Raw genomic sequence first — 16663 nt, forward strand, 5'->3', positions numbered from 1 at the left:
AGTATTCGCCTACTTTCTATTTACCCTATTAAGTGTTTCAAGTATTTGTGATTTTCCTGCCTGTTTTATTTTACTAATGGAATGAAACTTTGCTTCTGTTCGTTCCAAATGCCCAAGTACTTTTCCATTTTCATCCTCACCTGATTCTCGAAACACAAATAAATCCGATAACTTTACTTCTCCATCTTCTATTCCTAATACTTCAGAGATTTGTACGACTTTACGTGAATGATCACGAAATCGGGTTAAATGTATCATAATGTCTATTGATGAACTAATTTGCTTTCGAATTACTTCGACTGGTAATTCAGCACCACTTAATACCATTGTTTCTAAACGGCTTAACATATCAACTATAGAGTTAGCATGACCAGTAGAAAGTGAACCATCATGACCAGTATTCATAGCTTGTAGCATATCTAATGCTTCAGCGCCACGGACCTCCCCTACAATGATTCTTGATGGACGCATTCGTAGGGATGATTTAATTAAATCACGAATTGTTATTTCCCCTTTTCCCTCTGTGTTTCTGTTTCGAGTTTCTAAGCTAACTAAATTCGGGACTTTCTTAATTTGTAATTCTGCTGAATCTTCTATCGTTATAATCCGTTCATCCTCTGGTATAAAGTTAGATAAAACATTCAAAAATGTAGTTTTACCAGAACCCGTACCACCACTAATAAAAACATTATATTTTGCTTCTACTAGATGTTGAATGAAAGATGCCGCCTCTTCGTTGATTGCACCAAAGTTCATCAAATCCTCAATCGTTATTGGCTTACTTGGGAATTTACGAATAGTCATTGCCGGTCCTTTTAATGCGATTGGGGGTAAAACGACATTGACACGTGAACCATCATCTAATCTAGCATCAACAATTGGACTTGATTCATTTACTACACGGTTTACTTTCGATACGATTGATTGGATAGTATCTTCCAAACGTTGTCTACTTTCAAACTTTGCTTCTGTTTGAAATACTTGACCATCTCTTTCAATAAATATTTCATCAAAATCATTTATCATTATCTCCGTAACTGTTGGATCATCAAGAATTGGTTGTAACACACCTAGTCCTCTAAATGCATGATATATCCGGTCAATTATTTTCTTCATCTCATCCGTATGTAAGGTATTCTCTTTTGCATATTCAATCACTGTCTCTTCTATCAAATCCATTAATTCTTCATTTGTAGGAGAATGCATAAAGTCTAAAATATCTCTTAATTTTTCAATTAAATGATGGACACTCTCATCTAAATTATCTTTTTCGACTTGTTGTATTGTTTTTAACTTTTGCGACAAATGCTCTACACCTCCACTACAAAATGCTGTTCATCTTGAATAATTTGATATAATCGTCTACCAACCTCAGAATCTATTTGCAATTTATCTACTTCATCTAGCAGATCCCAATTCTTTTGGTAATCAATTTTTTCCTCAATACTAAAATTGTAGCTATTATACGAAGGAAACATAACATCCTTTTTCTTGTTTAGAATGAAATGAATCGGAATATTTTGTGAATTCCTATCCCACTTTAATTGCTTCTCTAGTAAAAACTGTGTATGATGGAAGCTTTTTTCTGTGCTTTCTAATATCCAAAATACTTCATTCGTAATAGATAACAAATGTTCACATTTTTCATCTATTTTTGCGTCTGTATCCACAATAATATAGTCATAATTATTCGTACGTTTTATTGCTTCAATCAAATCATCAATATTTTCGTTTGATAACATCCCTATTTCATCCGGCGATACAGGATAATAGACATAATCAATATTTGTTTGTGAATCAGTTGATTTTAATCCTTCAATTTTCGCCACTAATTTATCGACATTATTTTTTAAGTAATAGAAAAGTTCAATAGATGATTGCTCTTTGTTTGCAAAATACAAATCCATCGTATGGTGTGTTTCTAAATTTAAATACAGAACATTTTTATTATATTGTGCTAAACACTTTGCTAAACAAAGCGAGAGAATTGTCTTTCCTTCTCCACCTGAGCCGCTGAGGAATGTGATTACCTTCTCCTCATTTACTGCTCCCTTCTCATTTTTAGGCGCACCATTATTTTCATAATATATAGCTAAAGACTGAGAAATTATTGTATTTATTGGACGGAATTTGTAAATAGTATTATCTTTTTCAATATTTTGCCCCATTAAAAATACAATTTCATTAAAATTTCCTTTAGCAAAATCTATGTCAGTTTCATCTGTCAGTAAAATATCCATTTTTTGATTACTAATTGCTTGAGCAAATTTTTCCTTATCTGTGTATACCTTCAGTGTGTATCTATTTTCATTTGTAAGCTGTCGATTATATCGAATAAAGTACTGTGCATATGTCTCATCATTCGTAAATAAATTCATTGTAATTTTTTTCATTTCTTCACCTTCTATATGTATTAATAAATAAATTCCAATGAAGGAGACTAAACTCCTTAATACCTCATTAGTTATTTATTTCCTATCCCTGTATCCATTTTATGTATTTTTACTATATCGAGATTACTAACATAATAGACCCACTCTTATATACCTATCGTAAATAAATGTCTCTAAAACTTGTGTTCATGAATTATATTTATGTCTGGAAAAATTTTCAAGTAATTTTTTGTTTTGTTGCATAATCATTACGATTTTTTAATGATTTTGTAATAAATAATTACCCGTTTCACCTTCAATAAACCGCCTTAACAACAGCATTTAAGGCGGTTTTTGGGGAATTTAATTATTTCAAAATGTGACATTTACAATTCATTTAAAGCCCTCGATATAAATAGGTCTTTGTAATCATTACCAAGGAAGCTCTTCAATATCTGATAGCAAATTAATTACAGGACATGATGGTATTTAGCACTGTTTACACTTTTCGATTTGCCAATCGTTATTCTTCTTTTCTCCCATAGAGGAAGAAAAAAATGTTTGTTAGTCGGTTGAAATTTCACTTTTTCTAACGTAAAAAAAGACGTTCATTTTAATTGAACGTCTACAGTATCTATTTATTTTTTTATATTTCTATACACTAGGCCTAGGCTAAAACATAAATATAATTTTTTCAGTTCTATATAATTTGGTGTCTCTAGAATAAGTAATCATCAAGAAACCCACCTGTTGAACTATCTATAATCAAATCACCATCTACAATTGCTTTAAATCCTGCAAACTATTCTTCAGAAGTAAGTTGGAATTTTCCATATTACCTATAAATATGTTTTTAGTTCACTAATGTTTTTTATAATTAAATCTGCTTCATCTAGTTCTCCTTCAAGAGAAAATCCATAACTACATCCAATGGTGTATATCTCATTTTTCTTTCCTGCCTCCATATCCTGAAATCTATCACCGATTATGACCATTTCTTCCGAATATTTATCTTTTATATCCCTCAAAATTTCATGCTTTGGTATGAAATTATATTCCTCTGAGGATACTAGCTCCTCAAAATATTCGTCAAGGCCAAAAAGAGTACTATGACGGTCTCGATAAGAAAGTTTGCAGTTACTTATAAATATTAACACATATCCTTTGCTTTTAAGATATTTTAGTGTATCTAAGGAACCTTCATAAAGCTCTGCCTTTCCTTTTTCAGTCAACTTAAGCATCTCTTCACCAATTATTGCACTACATTTTTCCCTTGTATTTTCTTCTAAATTTGGCATAAAATTTTTCCACATTTCCTGAGGGTTAAAGCCAAGCCAATAGCTTATTTCTTTGTCAGACCAATATCTTTGATTTGCAAACCCCTGTTCAACAAGATAAGTATAAGCTTTCCTAAAAGCAGGTCCATATATCTTTATGCTGTTATGGAGAGTCCCATCATAATCAAAGAAGATAGTCTTTATGTCATTAAATGGTGTCAAGTTTGCCAAATCCATTATTATAACTGTTTAAGCAGGTTTGCCATTTCAATAGCTGTAACAGCTGCATCATAACCCTTATTGCCAGCTTTTGTTCCTGCCCTCTCTATTGCCTGCTCAATTGTATCAGTAGTTAATACTCCAAATATTACTGGGACTTCAGTTTCTAAAGATACACTTGCAATTCCCTTCGTTACTTCTGCTGATACATAATCAAAATGAGGTGTGGACCCTCTTATTACTGCACCAAGACAAATAACAACATCATACATATTAGATTTAACCATTTTTTTCGCTACAAGTGGAATTTCAAAAGCACCTGGAACCCAGGTTATTTCAATTTCCTTTTCCTCGACTCCATGTCTCCTTAATGCATCTAGAGCCCCCTCTAGAAGTTTACCACCAATAAACTCATTAAATCTTCCTACTATAATACCAAACCTTAACCCTTGTGCTATTAAATTCCCTTCAAACATTTTCATTTTGGTTCCTCACTTTTTATTTAATATTATTGTTATTTATCTTTCACTAAAATTAAGCATATGTCCTAGCTTTTGCTTCTTGGTTCTTAGGTAAAAATCATTTCTTTCATTGTGATTCATTTGGATCGGCTCCCTGTTTACAATCTCAACTCCATATCCAGTAAGTCCTGCTATTTTCTTAGGGTTATTAGTCATAAGCTTTACTTTCTTCACACCTAAATCTGATAGAATCTGAGCTCCAACTCCATAATCTCTTAAGTCTGCGGAAAAACCTAAAGCTAAGTTAGCTTCGACAGTATCCATACCCTGATCTTGTAGCGCATAAGCCTTTATTTTATTTATAAGCCCTATACCTCTTCCTTCCTGTCTCATATAAATGAGAATTCCACTACCTTCATCTTCTATCTTCCTCATAGCTGCTACAAATTGTTCCCCACAGTCACATCTTAAGGAACCAAAAGCATCCCCTGTAAGACATTCTGAATGAATCCTTATTAGGACTGGCTGACTTCCCGAAACATTACCCTTTACAAGTGCTATATGATGTTCATCATTTAAGGTATCTACATATCCTAACATTCTAAACTCACCGTATTTTGTAGGCAACTTTGCTTCAGTTACTCTTTTTATATAGGATTCGTTCTTCCTTCTGTATGCAATCAAGTCTTCTATAGTAATAATCTTTAAATTATGTTCTTTTACAAATTCCATAAGTTGCGGAACTCTTGCCATCGTTCCATCTTCGTTCATTATTTCGCAAATGACACCTGCCGGATATAAGTCTGCCATCTTGGACAAATCTACTGCTGCTTCTGTGTGTCCTGCTCTCTTTAATACTCCGCCATCCTTTGCCTCCAATGGAAACATATGCCCAGGTCTTTTAAAATCTGTCCCTGTTGCATTAAAATCAAGAACCTTAAGTACAGTGGCGGCTCTCTCATGAGCTGATATTCCTGTTACTGTTTCAACAGCATCAATGGAAGCAGTGAACGCGGTCTGAAGTGAATCTGTATTTCTTTCTACCATTGGAAGAATATTTAATTCTCTTAATCTCTCCCTTGTAATCGGCATACATATAAGCCCTCTCCCGTACTTTGTCATGAAATTGATAGCTTCTGGCGTTACCTTCTCTGCAGCCATAAGAAGATCTCCTTCATTCTCTCTATCTTCATTGTCTACTACAACTATAATCTTTCCTTCTTTGATATCTGCTATTGCTTCCTCAATTGTGTTAAACTTATTCACTCTCTGACCTCCATCTCTATTTATGCAAATCCTTTTTCACTTAAATAATTAAAATCTATGCCTTTATTAATTGACACTTGTTCATTAGCATCCAGTAATTTTTCGATATATTTTCCTATCATGTCACATTCCAGATTTACTTCATCTCCTACCTTCTTTCGAAACAGAGTAGTCGTATCCTTGGTGTGAGGAATAATTGATACTTTGAATACGGGTTCATCTATATATGCTACCGTAAGACTAACACCATCAATAGCTATCGATCCTTTCTGCACTATATATTTAAAAAGTTCAGGTGAGGTTACGATCGTAATCCATAACGCATTATCTTCCTGCTTGAAATTTTCAATAATTCCAGTACCATCAATATGACCATTGACAATATGTCCACCCAGTCTATCGCCTAATCTTAAAGCTCTTTCAAGATTAATCTCGTCATCAGGTAAGAAGCTCCTCAAATTGCTTCGTCTTATTGTCTCTGGCATTACATCAACACTAAATCTTCCACTATCAAAGGAGCTTACAGTAAGGCATACACCATTAGTGCATATACTATCCCCCAGCTTTACTCCTTCAAGAACCTTTTTTGCCTTAATGGTTATTCTGGATGACTTTGTAGATTTAATAATGGATTCAACTTTACCAATTTCTTCTACCAATCCTGTAAACATAAACTTCTAGTTCCCCCTTCTTATATAGGTTTCTAGCATGATGTCTTCACCAAAACGATGAATATCAAAACAATCAAGATTTATTGCTTCTTCCATATGCGCTCTTCCCTGTCCATCAACTGGAGTTTTAGCGGTATTCCCCCCAATAATTTTAGGAGCTATAAATGCATTTACCTTATCAACAATCCCCTGCTCAAGTGCGGCATAATTTAATTCGCTTCCGCCTTCTAGCAAAATACTATCAATCTTTCGTTCACCAAGCTTCTTCATAAGCAAAGTCAAATCAACTCTCGCATTTTTGGAAGGTATCACAATAACTTCGGCACATTTTTTCTCAAGCATCTTTATTTTTTTCATATCTGCTTTTTCAGTAACTGCTATAATAGTTCTCGCATTAGATGCAAGGTTTAATACCTTCGCTTCAAGAGGAATTCTCGCACTACTATCTACAATTATTCTTATTGGATCACAGCCTTTTCTATCTTTTAATCTCGTTGTTAAAGACGGATTATCAGCAAGCACTGTACCTACTCCAATCATAATTCCAGCCACTTTATGTCTAAGCTCATGTACATATTTCCTGGACAGTTCCCCAGTTATCCACTTGGATGAGTTTGTGCGAGTGGCAATTTTACCATCAAGAGTCATTGCAGTTTTCATTATGACAAAGGGCAATTTTGTAGTTATATATTTCAGAAATATTTCGTTTATTTTTTTGTTATCCTCCTCTAGAACACCTGAAACTACTTCTATTCCTGCCTCCTCAAGGATTTTTATTCCCCGTCCGGTTACAAGAGGATTAGGATCTTTTAACCCGATAACTACCTTCTTTATTCTTTTTTCAACTATTGCCTCTACACAAGGTGGTGTTTTACCGTAATGTGAGCAAGGTTCTAAAGTAACATACATAGTTGCATCTTTAACATCCTCAGTTGCATTTAGAAAGGCGTTAATCTCTGCATGATGACTACCATAAGCTTTGTGATAACCTTCACCAATGATTCTGCCTTTTTTAACTATTAATGCACCTACCAGTGGATTAGGATTTACATATCCTAATCCACCTTTAGCCAATTCAAGAGCTCTTCTCATATACTTAATATCCAAACTATCACTCCAATCTTCTGGTGCAATCAAGTAGAGGAGAAAGTTAGCTGAAACACCTTCGCGAACAGATATAATCTTCCGCTTTTCTAATGTCTTTAAAACTTAATGAGCAATAATAAGTTCCTGGCTCTATTTTCTTTTCTAAATGAATCTAATTTCCTTGTAAAAATGATTGTCCTTACAGTGCGATTTTGAACTACATTTGCAAACGTTGGAATTTGAAATTCCATTTCTAACACAATTCGAATGGGATTTATTCCACCTCGGGGTCTTCTGGTGGTTAAAAGAGGGTCGTCATGTAAGATATTCCTACCAGCATTCTAACAAGCTCATGACAGTGCTGATGTAGAACTTGACGTGAATCAGGAGAGCTAATCCATTTATTATCTCCCGATTTCGCTGCTATTTAAATGCCTATGACCGCTTTAATTGTTACGATTGGAGTGTTTGTTTGAATAAAATGGGAAAACTCTCCATTGAGTTGTATAGCATAATCCGATTTCCACCCTAATACCTGGCTTGTAAGCTTTTCAACACTCCCTTCTGAAGCTAGTGGATTTAGAATTGCTACAATGACCTTTTGAATACCAATTTAGTCAGCACATAGAGGTATTTCCCTTCATGGCTACACAGATTAAGTGTAATACAACTTCTACTAAAGAGTTATCAGCTTCATCGATAGCGCGAACTTCTATGGGGGAATGTCAATTTCACCAATCCCCACGAACTGACCGTTCTCGATTAATCCAGTACCTAAACTCGGGTTAGGAATTGGCTTAAAGTAAAACGCGCTAGTGAAAGCAGATTCATATATTCATGTTCATTCATTTCAAAAAACCTTTCCTAATAATCCTCTCCATACAAACAAATCTCCCTTACCTATTTCGGCAAGGGAGAAAAAAGAGCATAACAAATAAACATCAAAAACAGCATTAGTTTGAAGAATTTGTTTTTCCTTCTCCCATCCAGACTTTTACTGTCGGTTTTGGAATTTCACCAAATCCACCGTTTTCATATTATCTATGAATCCGGGTCACGGACTAAGAGGCATGCCTCATCACCGCCGGTTAGGAATTACACCTGACCCCGAAGGAAATCCTATTGAATTGAAAAAATTGTAACACAACTAAATCGCTTATACAAGAATTACACTTTATTGAAAATTAAAATGAGTTTTAGAAACAGAGAGCTTCTTGCTCATCTAAAGGAATGACCCCCTAGCATAGTGAAGTGACCCCCAAATAGACGATGGTATATCAACCTTCGCCCAGCCAATCGGAAATGCTTCAAGGATTTCCTTCTCGGATTGGAGTTCATTAAAAGTTAAGGTATTCATTGATATACTCCTTTTTTAATTATTACAACATATTAACTTATTTGTATTCCCAATATTCAACATACCAAATTTCCCTTTTTAATTTACGAAATATTTTATTGTTCTATCTTCATTTTATTTACCTTCTTTAATTCTCAAATACTACTATTTCATAAGACTAGTTTACATTAATTTTACTAGTTGTGTAGATTTATTAATCAAAAAATTCAAATTTCCCCTATCTATATTATTCTATAATTAAAGTTTACCTAATAATAACTATTCTCTATTTTCTTGAACTATGATAATTTTCTCAGTATAATGTAAATACAAATTAAATATCACCACTAGGGGTGCTTCATAGAAGCTGAGAGAAGAAAGTTTATTCTTTAACCCTTTGAACCTGATTTGGCCAGTACCAACGTAGGGAAGTGAATGAAGCTTTTTTAATTATGGGTAACAAGCAGAATTCACTTATTTTAGTGATTCTGCTTTTTTTATTATAAGAAAATATGAGAGAGGAACTTCAAAATGGAAGAAAAAATATCAATTGGATTAGAATGGTTTTTAAACCCTGACCATATTCCTTTAATTATTGGAATGGAAAAGGGGTGGTTTAAGAAAGAAAATATTAGCATTAATATGGTGGAGCCAGAGGAACATTTTGATGCAATAAATGAGATTAAAAAGGGAAACATGGATATCGCTATCACTGAGCCTCTCCATCTTGTTGAAGACCGTGCAAACGATGAATCTGTAATTGGATTTTCCCGGTTCTTACATACAAATGGTGGAGTAATGTATGTTAAAGAGAAAGGAATTACCCGTCCCAAAGATTTAATTGGCAAGAGAATTCAATATCCAGGTGCTCCAGGATTAGGTGGTCTTGCAATTGTTAAAACAATGGTCGAATCTGATGGTGGTGTATGTAAACTAGAGGATTTTATCCCTGTTAACAATGGTTTTTATCATAGTGACGCTTTACTAGAGGACAAAGCTGATGCTGCCACACTTACCTTTCAAAACTTTGAAATCATAGAAGCGAAACACAAAGGGCTGGATGTTGAGTACTTTGCACTAAAGGATTGGGGTATCCCTGACTTTTGCCAGTTGATTTTTATTACTTCCCCAAAAATACTTCGCAACCGCAAGTCGGCTATTGCGCGATTTTTAAAAGTTATTCGCCAGGCCATTGACTTTATTTATGAAAAGCCTGCAGAAGCAAAAGATATTTATAATGCGTTCACCAATATGGATAAAGCTGACCCGCTTTCCAATAAAATTACAGACGCCACACTACCTTGCTTCACATATGACTTTTCAATGGCATACGAATATTACGATGATTTACAAATTTGGCTAAAAAAATCTGGAAAAATCAACAAAATAATAGATCCTAAAAAATATTGGACAAATGAACTTTCTCAGTAGAATGAATATACATCCATTTTGAAAAATTAATCAAAATGGATGTGTTTCTAGTAAAGCCCTCTGAAAACCTGTATTACTCTCTACTTAAAAGTCGTAATTTTTATAGATTATTCATCCTATTCAATCATGGCAACTATCCCTTTTATATTCATTATCCTTTCTATTTCTTCTGCATTTCGCGGATAAATTACACACCATTCTTCATGACTGCTTGTTGCCAGCCAAACTTCATCATTTTTAAAAAAGTATAAATCCTCTGCATGCTTAGGCATTTCCCATTATTTATCACTTTAGAAAAATACATATAATCATTTGATATTATCTTAAACCTCGTATATTGTTATTGACTAGTATTTTTACTAGTTTTAAAATCGTTGTACCTTTTTATAGGTATAATGTATTTAATCAGATAGAGGTTGTCGTGTGTAACCTTGAAGCTTTGTCTTCGTTGGATAGACTGACACCTCTGTCTTTATAGAATCATTCGTATGAGCTGGATGGCACATTAGTTGTCGCATATCGGACGAGGTTGGATATCTATAAAGAATAGAGGATTTTCCTCCATCTGAAATACTTAATTTAGGTGGTGCTTTTTATGTTTTATGTTGGGATTGATATTGGTAAACGTCATCATGAAGTTGGGGTGATTGACGATAAAGGACAACCTGTTGAGAATACCTTACGGTTTGCCAACACAAAGGCTGGTAGTCATAAACTTCTTGAATATTTTAAAATGTACCCTATAAGATAGACACTTTAAAAAGTCTCTCTTATGGGGTACTTTTATTTATAATGAAAGAAATTGCGAATGGGGCGGATGAAAATGTCGAAAATATTATTTACAGATCAAGAACAGTACTTATTGATGAAACATCCTTATGTAAAAGCGGTTAGTAAAAAGGCAATTACATACACGGATGAATTTAAAGCAATAGCTGTTAAAGAATATGGAGAAGGAAAATTTCCTCGTCAAATATTTGAAGATGCAGGATTTGATATTGAAATCGTTGGGATTGAACGCGCTAAATCGGCTTTAAAAAGATGGCGTACTGCCTATCAAGAAAAGGGTTTGGAAGGGCTTGAGGATTCACGTAACTCTTCTTCAAGACGTCTTCTTGCGCGTGAATTAAGTATAGAAGAAAAGTATGCTCGATTAGAAGCACAAAACGCATTATTACGCGCAGAAAATGAATTACTAAAAAAGATCGATCTAGCAGAAAGACTAACTATATAAAGTCAAGTGGAAAAGTAAAGTGATTTTTAGAAAAATGTATGGAAAAAACTCATGTCAAATAAGCATCAGATAAGCTGCCTTTTTTTCGCTTACTGACGAATTTCATAAGGTTCATTTTTAGTTAATATCGCATGAATGATGTAACAGAGTTTTCGAGACACGGCACCTATTGATGTGAGATGATGCTTTCCTTCAGACCGTTTTTTCTCATAAAAAGCTTTCAAAACAGGATCACTTCTTGAAGCGACAATGGCAGCTTGAAACAGTGCTTTTCTAAGATAAGGAGAGCCACGCTTGCTCATGACATTATGGGTTGAGTCAAATTGGCCGGATTGTGATACAGATGCATCAATACCAGCATAAGCGACTAATTTTTTAGGATTAGAAAATTTGTGAATATCACCAATTTCTCCTAATATCGTTGCACCAATTACTGGACCGATACCTGGAATCGTTTCAATAACTGAGTCAATAGATGTCATCAATTGGTTTATTTCTTCTTCTGTTTGTTTTATTTGCGTTTCTAGAAAATTGAGCTGTTCAATCATGGAGCGGAATTGGAAAGTAAATGCATCCTGTGCAAACCGAATTCCAAAGGAGTTTGAAGCTGCTTTCTTTAGCGCTTCGGCTTTAATTAACCCCACACGATTACGGCTTGCTAAACCGAGTGTTTCAGCAAGCATATCGGCTGTAATTTCATTAAATGCATCCGGTGTGGAATATTCAAGTAGAGCAGCTCTTGAAGCTTTCCCAAACACACCAACTTTAGAAAAAACGGTATCGTATTCGGGGAAGATTTGATCTAAAACAGCAATGATTTTACGTTTAAAATCACCAGCAGTTCCAACGAGGTAAGAACGATAACGCGTCAATTGACGTAAGGAGAACATATCCTCATTCGCTAAGGTAGTGTCTTCAAATGAACCGTAACGAATAAGATCGGCTATTAATACCGAATCAATGATGTCAGTTTTTCGCTTTCGAATTTCAGTCCCTTTCCTCCAACCATCAGTTTGGATGGGGTTAATGACATGGACGAAATAATTGGCTTCTTCTAGGAAGGAAAAAAGAGCGAGCCAATAATGACCGGTCGCTTCCATTCCTGTAAGGAAATATGATGGATCATCTGAAATAGCATTTAAACGAGTGAGTAATGAGTGACCGCCTTCAAGTGTGTTAGGGAAAGAAAATCCTTTTAAGACTACTTTCCCTGCATCGTCCATAACAGAAGCAACATGTGTACGTTTACCAATATCAATACCAAGATAAAACATCGCTTCACCTTCTTTACTTGTTTTGGATTGAATGCCACTCAACTGAAAAGCGTCACGACCTTGTGCTAAATACGGAGTAAGGCAATACGCCTTCAACATCTAACTCATTCGCAATCAGCTTAACAGAGAGAGGGATCAGTCTTTCGATAACGAGTTTTATCACCCAAGGTTGGAACGATCCACCTCTCAATCCATTAAGTATATTTTCTCAAATAATTGAGGAAATACCAACTTAGAAACAACTTAGGTTCATAAGGTTTTCCTTTCAAAGTCGGGAGACTAAAACCTTAAATATAATATACAAGGTTGTTGATAAAGGAAAAGAAAAACTAACTGCGGAACAGAAATTTCAGTTAGTCCAATTCGTCATTGAAAAATACGGTTTAAATCGAATGGTGAGGTATCTTTGTGAATTAGTTGGCGTCTCTAGATCAGGTTATTATCGTTATTTTTCAGAAGAAGCACAACTGAATAGACAAGCACGAGATAAAGCAGATGAAGAAGTAAAGGCAATCATTTTAAAAGCGTTCAATTTCCGCCGTCGTAAGAAAGGTGCACGTCAAATCAAAATGACATTAGAACATCAGTATCACATTACCTATAACTTGAAACGCATTCGTCGTATCATGAAAAAGTTTCAAATTATTTGTCCCATTCGAAAAGCCAATCCTTATCGAAGAATCGCGAAAGCAACGAAAGAACATAGAACACTACCGAACCTATTAAACCGTGAATTTAAACAAGGAATCGCTAGAAAAGTATTATTGACAGACATTACCTACTTGAGTTATGGAAAAGGAAAACGTGCTTACTTATCCACTATCAAAGATGCCGAAACCAATGAAATTTTAGCCTATGAAACATCTGATAGAATCACCCTAGATATTGCATTAAATACAGTCAAGAAGTTAAAAAACAGTAAGATAAAGTTGGCTGAAGACGCATTCATTCACTCAGATCAAGGAGTTCACTATACGAACCCCCATTTTCAAAAGAAGGTGAAGGTAATGGGGCTAGGTCAGTCAATGTCCCGCCGTGGAAACTGTTGGGACAATGCCCCTCAAGAATCATTCTTTGGGCATTTTAAAGATGAAACAGACTTTAAATCGTGTGAAACATTAGAAGAGGTAAAAAGAGAGATTAAGAGTTATATGATTTATTACAATCATTATCGAGGTCAATGGAACTTAAAAAAGATGACGCCTGCACAATACAGTCATCATCTTCTTCAAGTTACTTAATTCCCTAGAGTCTTTTTAAAAATGTCCTTTACAAAGGGTACACTTTATTTTAACCAACATAGACTAACACCTGATAACTCCGTAATTGGGCTTGAAGCCACAGGTCATTACTGGTTATCTGTTTTTTCATTTATTCATAAGCTCGGATTTAAAACAACAGTTTTTAATCCACTACAGTCTGATGCTTTACGTCATTTTTATATACGTAAAACAAAAACAGATGTAAAAGATGCCTATCTTATTGCTCAAGTCATTCGAATTGACTCACCAGACGAAACTCCGTTTATAGAAGAAGATTTACTCAGGTTAAAGCATTTAGAACGTTTGCGTTATAATTTTGTCGATCAAGCCTCTGACATCAAAAGAAAGGTAATTTCGTTACTTGATCAAGTTTTTCCAGAATATGAAAAGCTATTTTCTGATACTTTTGGCAAATCTTCTACTGAGATATTAATGAATTACACGTTACCTGAAGAATTTATCGAAATTGATACAAATGAGTTAGCTAATCTTCTTCTGGAAGCAAGTAACGGAAGATTTGGTGAATCTAGAGTACTTAAGAAAGCTACTCAAATAAGAGAAAGTGCATTAAATACCTTTGGTATCACCATTGGTACTGATGTGTTTAAATTGCAAATTCAACTTCTTCTTGAACAGATTCAATTAATCGAAAAGCATCTGTCTGAAATTGAAGAAGCAATGATTGAAATATCCAATCGACAAAAACATTATCTAACAACAATCACAGGCATTAGCGATGTAACCGCGTGTGTTATTCTTGGCGAAATTGGTTCTATTAAGCGCTTTGAACGTCCCGAACAACTTGTAGCTTTTGCTGGTTTAGATGCGTCTGTACATCAGTCAGGTGATTTTAATAGCCAGAATACACGTATGTCTAAACGTGGATCACCTTACATGAGACGAGCTATTTGGCAAGCTTCTTTTGTTGCTAGCAATCATGATCCAGCACTTTCTTTACATTACCAAAAGTTACGTAAACGTGGAAAAGCTCATGGAACTGCCGTTGGTGCCGTTGCGTGGAAGTTAACTCACATTATTTTTGCTATATTACGCGACAACAAACGATATGAGCCAAGACCACAGCCTAATCCAAACAAAAAAGTCCTACCAACCTTAATTTAAAAATTTCAAAAATAAGGTTTATTTGGTGTGCCCAATTTTAGATAAATGAATTAAATTTCACTCCTAAAATTATTTTTATAATTCTCTTGACTTTTTATACCTTAAAATAGTCCCCCACCACTCCAGTACGTTTACACTATAATATCATAAATTCAATTTCATTTATTTTAGCAGTTCTTTCATCATTGGAACACAATTCAGCTTGTAATATCAGAAATAACACCATATTCTTTCATTAATTTATTTTTAAACATATAATATTCTTTCTCAGTAATCAATTTACGGGTTAGCAGTTGTTTTAACATAGCAATTTGCATACTATAAGGAATCAAGTTCTGTTTCAAAAAACACGCCCCCTTATAATTAATCAATTAAAATCAGACGGCTGTTGGTACAGCTCCACGGGAATTTCACCCTGCAAGTATTCCTTCCAGCTCTACTCATAGCTTGCGACGCTTTGAACGCTCGAACCATGACGGTAGAGGAGTATAATGCAAAATAACGTAATTCATCGCTTCTGGATCACCCTTATTTGCAGCTAAAATAATTGGATACGGTAATAAGCCACATTCGTTGTCTTTTGTGTTAGCATCAATCATCCCAGTCATCTGCATGTTCCTCCAAAAATCGCTTTAACCTTTTAAAAGAGCTTGTCCGTCTATACTGAACCGTACTACGAGGAATCTCTAATAGTTCGGCTATTTCTACATCTGATTTATCAAAAAAGTAATATAGTAGGACTGTCTTACGCTTTTCTATTGGCAAATTATGCAGCGCTTCAGCAAGTAATTTTGGAGTGATTTTCTTTCCAGCCACTTGAAAACTTTGTCCTTCTTCTCCTTCATATTGCTTATCTAAGGTAAAGGGTTGATTTTCTTCTTGTGGCGTGAGATCCGAAAATGTCATCTCCTTTGTTAGACGTTGTTGCCTTTCGTTGAAAATATTGATTGCTTCATTCTTCAATACACGTTTACAAAAAGCATTAAATGCACAGCGAACTTGCCACACGGTACGATCTGGTTCTATCATGCATTTCCGCTCCCTTCGCAACTGCAAAGGTGGGTGATGATTTCCCCTTTCATAACCTTCAACAAGATTTTTTATGAAATGCCAAAAATAAAAGCAATATTTTAAAAAATATTCATTAAATACAAAAAAGCCCAACTGAACATAAGCCAGGTGGGAGTAAAAATTTATACATATTATTAAATGGAAAATTCTATTTAAAAAAGTGAAAAGCCTTAGTTCAAAAAGAAAACAAATTACGACAAAACAAAAAGTAAAAGTAATATATGAGCTAAGGCACGATTATCCTGTGAAGACATTACTCAAAATTTCCGGTATTCCACGTAACACTTATTATTATAAAATTAATACTTTTGAGCACTCAGATAAAAATTCCAAGTGGAAAAGGCTCATTAGTTCTATTTTTGAGAAGCATAAGGGCAGATATGGTTATCTATAAATGATACTCTAACAATGTACAAAAACGATTGGATAAGAATGTACAGTTTTGATTATAGTGCTTTAAAAACTTTATATGGAGAAGTGGACATGATAGCCTGATAGCTATGCCAGACTCTGTAGGGCCTGGCTTCCTGGCATGTCAATCATGTCCACAGGGGCTCCATGTAAAGTTCGCATATTGATTG

General features: G+C 34.7%; 15 protein-coding genes, 2 pseudogenes and 2 riboswitches. Of the genes and pseudogenes, 5 read left to right on the forward strand and 12 right to left on the reverse strand.

Annotated elements, in window-relative coordinates; all coding sequences use genetic code 11:
• Positions 1 to 9: 9 nt before the first annotated feature.
• The 7 genes from AB4Y30_RS14755 to ribD form a co-directional block, all read right to left on the reverse strand.
• Entirely contained in the window at positions 10 to 1206 is a 1197-nt protein-coding gene (locus AB4Y30_RS14755) for a CpaF family protein (RefSeq protein ID WP_368655236.1), read from the reverse strand.
• Positions 1207 to 1310: 104 nt separating this feature from the next.
• The gene (locus tag AB4Y30_RS14760; protein WP_368652983.1) at positions 1311 to 2393 is read right to left on the reverse strand and encodes an AAA family ATPase; all 1083 of its coding nucleotides are present in this window, start codon (positions 2391 to 2393) and stop codon (positions 1311 to 1313) included.
• 818 nt (positions 2394 to 3211) lie between these two features.
• Complete coding sequence (locus tag AB4Y30_RS14765; protein WP_368652984.1) at positions 3212 to 3871, reverse strand: HAD family hydrolase; 660 nt, start codon at positions 3869 to 3871, stop codon at positions 3212 to 3214.
• Between the two features lie 17 nt (positions 3872 to 3888).
• Complete coding sequence (gene ribE, locus AB4Y30_RS14770; protein ID WP_368652985.1) at positions 3889 to 4350, reverse strand: 6,7-dimethyl-8-ribityllumazine synthase; 462 nt, start codon at positions 4348 to 4350, stop codon at positions 3889 to 3891.
• 36 nt (positions 4351 to 4386) lie between these two features.
• Positions 4387 to 5595 (reverse strand): bifunctional 3,4-dihydroxy-2-butanone-4-phosphate synthase/GTP cyclohydrolase II, encoded by a 1209-nt coding sequence (locus AB4Y30_RS14775; RefSeq protein ID WP_368652986.1) that lies wholly within the window; start codon positions 5593 to 5595, stop codon positions 4387 to 4389.
• Between the two features lie 20 nt (positions 5596 to 5615).
• The gene (locus AB4Y30_RS14780) at positions 5616 to 6266 is read right to left on the reverse strand and encodes a riboflavin synthase (protein WP_368652987.1); all 651 of its coding nucleotides are present in this window, start codon (positions 6264 to 6266) and stop codon (positions 5616 to 5618) included.
• A gap of 6 nt (positions 6267 to 6272) precedes the next feature.
• On the reverse strand, positions 6273 to 7373 hold the full coding sequence (gene ribD / locus AB4Y30_RS14785) for a bifunctional diaminohydroxyphosphoribosylaminopyrimidine deaminase/5-amino-6-(5-phosphoribosylamino)uracil reductase RibD (RefSeq protein ID WP_368652988.1): 1101 nt from the start codon (positions 7371 to 7373) through the stop codon (positions 6273 to 6275).
• Between the two features lie 949 nt (positions 7374 to 8322).
• Positions 8323 to 8471: riboswitch (FMN riboswitch) on the reverse strand.
• A gap of 556 nt (positions 8472 to 9027) precedes the next feature.
• Positions 9028 to 9135, forward strand: a riboswitch (TPP riboswitch).
• 84 nt (positions 9136 to 9219) lie between these two features.
• Here ribD and AB4Y30_RS14790 point away from each other — a divergent pair.
• Positions 9220 to 10119, forward strand: coding sequence for an ABC transporter substrate-binding protein (locus AB4Y30_RS14790; RefSeq protein WP_368652989.1), 900 nt, complete (start codon positions 9220 to 9222; stop codon positions 10117 to 10119).
• 116 nt (positions 10120 to 10235) lie between these two features.
• On the opposite strand, the gene AB4Y30_RS14795 is transcribed toward AB4Y30_RS14790, so the two are convergent.
• Entirely contained in the window at positions 10236 to 10391 is a 156-nt protein-coding gene (locus AB4Y30_RS14795) for a hypothetical protein (RefSeq protein WP_368652990.1), read from the reverse strand.
• A gap of 323 nt (positions 10392 to 10714) precedes the next feature.
• Here AB4Y30_RS14795 and AB4Y30_RS14800 point away from each other — a divergent pair, with 323 nt between their 5' ends.
• Together AB4Y30_RS14800 and AB4Y30_RS14805 are read left to right on the forward strand one after the other, a co-directional pair.
• Complete coding sequence (locus AB4Y30_RS14800; RefSeq protein ID WP_368652991.1) at positions 10715 to 10870, forward strand: transposase; 156 nt, start codon at positions 10715 to 10717, stop codon at positions 10868 to 10870.
• Positions 10871 to 10942: 72 nt separating this feature from the next.
• On the forward strand, positions 10943 to 11353 hold the full coding sequence (locus AB4Y30_RS14805) for an HTH domain-containing protein (RefSeq protein WP_368652992.1): 411 nt from the start codon (positions 10943 to 10945) through the stop codon (positions 11351 to 11353).
• A gap of 89 nt (positions 11354 to 11442) precedes the next feature.
• On the opposite strand, the gene AB4Y30_RS14810 is transcribed toward AB4Y30_RS14805, so the two are convergent.
• Positions 11443 to 12627 (reverse strand): IS110 family transposase, encoded by a 1185-nt coding sequence (locus AB4Y30_RS14810; protein ID WP_368655145.1) that lies wholly within the window; start codon positions 12625 to 12627, stop codon positions 11443 to 11445.
• A gap of 311 nt (positions 12628 to 12938) precedes the next feature.
• On the opposite strand from AB4Y30_RS14810, the pseudogene AB4Y30_RS14815 reads away from it, so the two are divergent.
• A pseudogene (locus AB4Y30_RS14815) lies at positions 12939 to 13868 on the forward strand (IS3 family transposase); the annotation flags it as partial.
• Between the two features lie 21 nt (positions 13869 to 13889).
• Positions 13890 to 15011: an IS110 family transposase gene (locus AB4Y30_RS14820; RefSeq protein WP_368652993.1), complete on the forward strand. Its 1122-nt coding sequence runs from the start codon at positions 13890 to 13892 to the stop codon at positions 15009 to 15011.
• A gap of 197 nt (positions 15012 to 15208) precedes the next feature.
• On the opposite strand, the gene AB4Y30_RS14825 is transcribed toward AB4Y30_RS14820, so the two are convergent.
• From AB4Y30_RS14825 to AB4Y30_RS14835, 3 genes and pseudogenes are all read right to left on the reverse strand, one after another.
• Complete coding sequence (locus AB4Y30_RS14825) at positions 15209 to 15355, reverse strand: SHOCT domain-containing protein (RefSeq protein ID WP_368652994.1); 147 nt, start codon at positions 15353 to 15355, stop codon at positions 15209 to 15211.
• 144 nt (positions 15356 to 15499) lie between these two features.
• Positions 15500 to 15619 (reverse strand): annotated as a pseudogene (locus AB4Y30_RS14830) (helix-turn-helix domain-containing protein); the annotation flags it as partial.
• On the reverse strand, positions 15603 to 16040 hold the full coding sequence (locus AB4Y30_RS14835; RefSeq protein WP_368652995.1) for an RNA polymerase sigma factor: 438 nt from the start codon (positions 16038 to 16040) through the stop codon (positions 15603 to 15605). The pseudogene AB4Y30_RS14830 and the gene AB4Y30_RS14835, both read right to left, overlap by 17 nt.
• Positions 16041 to 16663 lie beyond the last annotated feature (623 nt).

Source organism: Ornithinibacillus sp. 4-3, from assembly GCF_040958695.1.
Classification (GTDB): domain Bacteria; phylum Bacillota; class Bacilli; order Bacillales; family Amphibacillaceae; genus CALAMD01.

Bases quoted from the DNA above. Each gene is read 5' to 3' on its own strand.
- AB4Y30_RS14800 (WP_368652991.1), top strand. From the start codon at position 10,715: ATGTTTTATGTTGGGATTGATATTGGTAAACGTCATCATGAAGTTGGG.
- AB4Y30_RS14810 (WP_368655145.1), bottom strand. From the start codon at position 12,627: ATGTTTTATCTTGGTATTGATATTGGTAAACGTACACATGTTGCTTCT.
- AB4Y30_RS14760 (WP_368652983.1), bottom strand. From the start codon at position 2,393: ATGAAAAAAATTACAATGAATTTATTTACGAATGATGAGACATATGCA.
- AB4Y30_RS14790 (WP_368652989.1), top strand. From the start codon at position 9,220: ATGGAAGAAAAAATATCAATTGGATTAGAATGGTTTTTAAACCCTGAC.
- AB4Y30_RS14795 (WP_368652990.1), bottom strand. From the start codon at position 10,391: ATGCCTAAGCATGCAGAGGATTTATACTTTTTTAAAAATGATGAAGTT.
- AB4Y30_RS14835 (WP_368652995.1), bottom strand. From the start codon at position 16,040: ATGATAGAACCAGATCGTACCGTGTGGCAAGTTCGCTGTGCATTTAAT.
- AB4Y30_RS14820 (WP_368652993.1), top strand. From the start codon at position 13,890: ATGTCCTTTACAAAGGGTACACTTTATTTTAACCAACATAGACTAACA.
- AB4Y30_RS14780 (WP_368652987.1), bottom strand. From the start codon at position 6,266: ATGTTTACAGGATTGGTAGAAGAAATTGGTAAAGTTGAATCCATTATT.
- ribE (WP_368652985.1), bottom strand. From the start codon at position 4,350: ATGAAAATGTTTGAAGGGAATTTAATAGCACAAGGGTTAAGGTTTGGT.
- AB4Y30_RS14805 (WP_368652992.1), top strand. From the start codon at position 10,943: ATGTCGAAAATATTATTTACAGATCAAGAACAGTACTTATTGATGAAA.
- AB4Y30_RS14755 (WP_368655236.1), bottom strand. From the start codon at position 1,206: ATGCATTCTCCTACAAATGAAGAATTAATGGATTTGATAGAAGAGACA.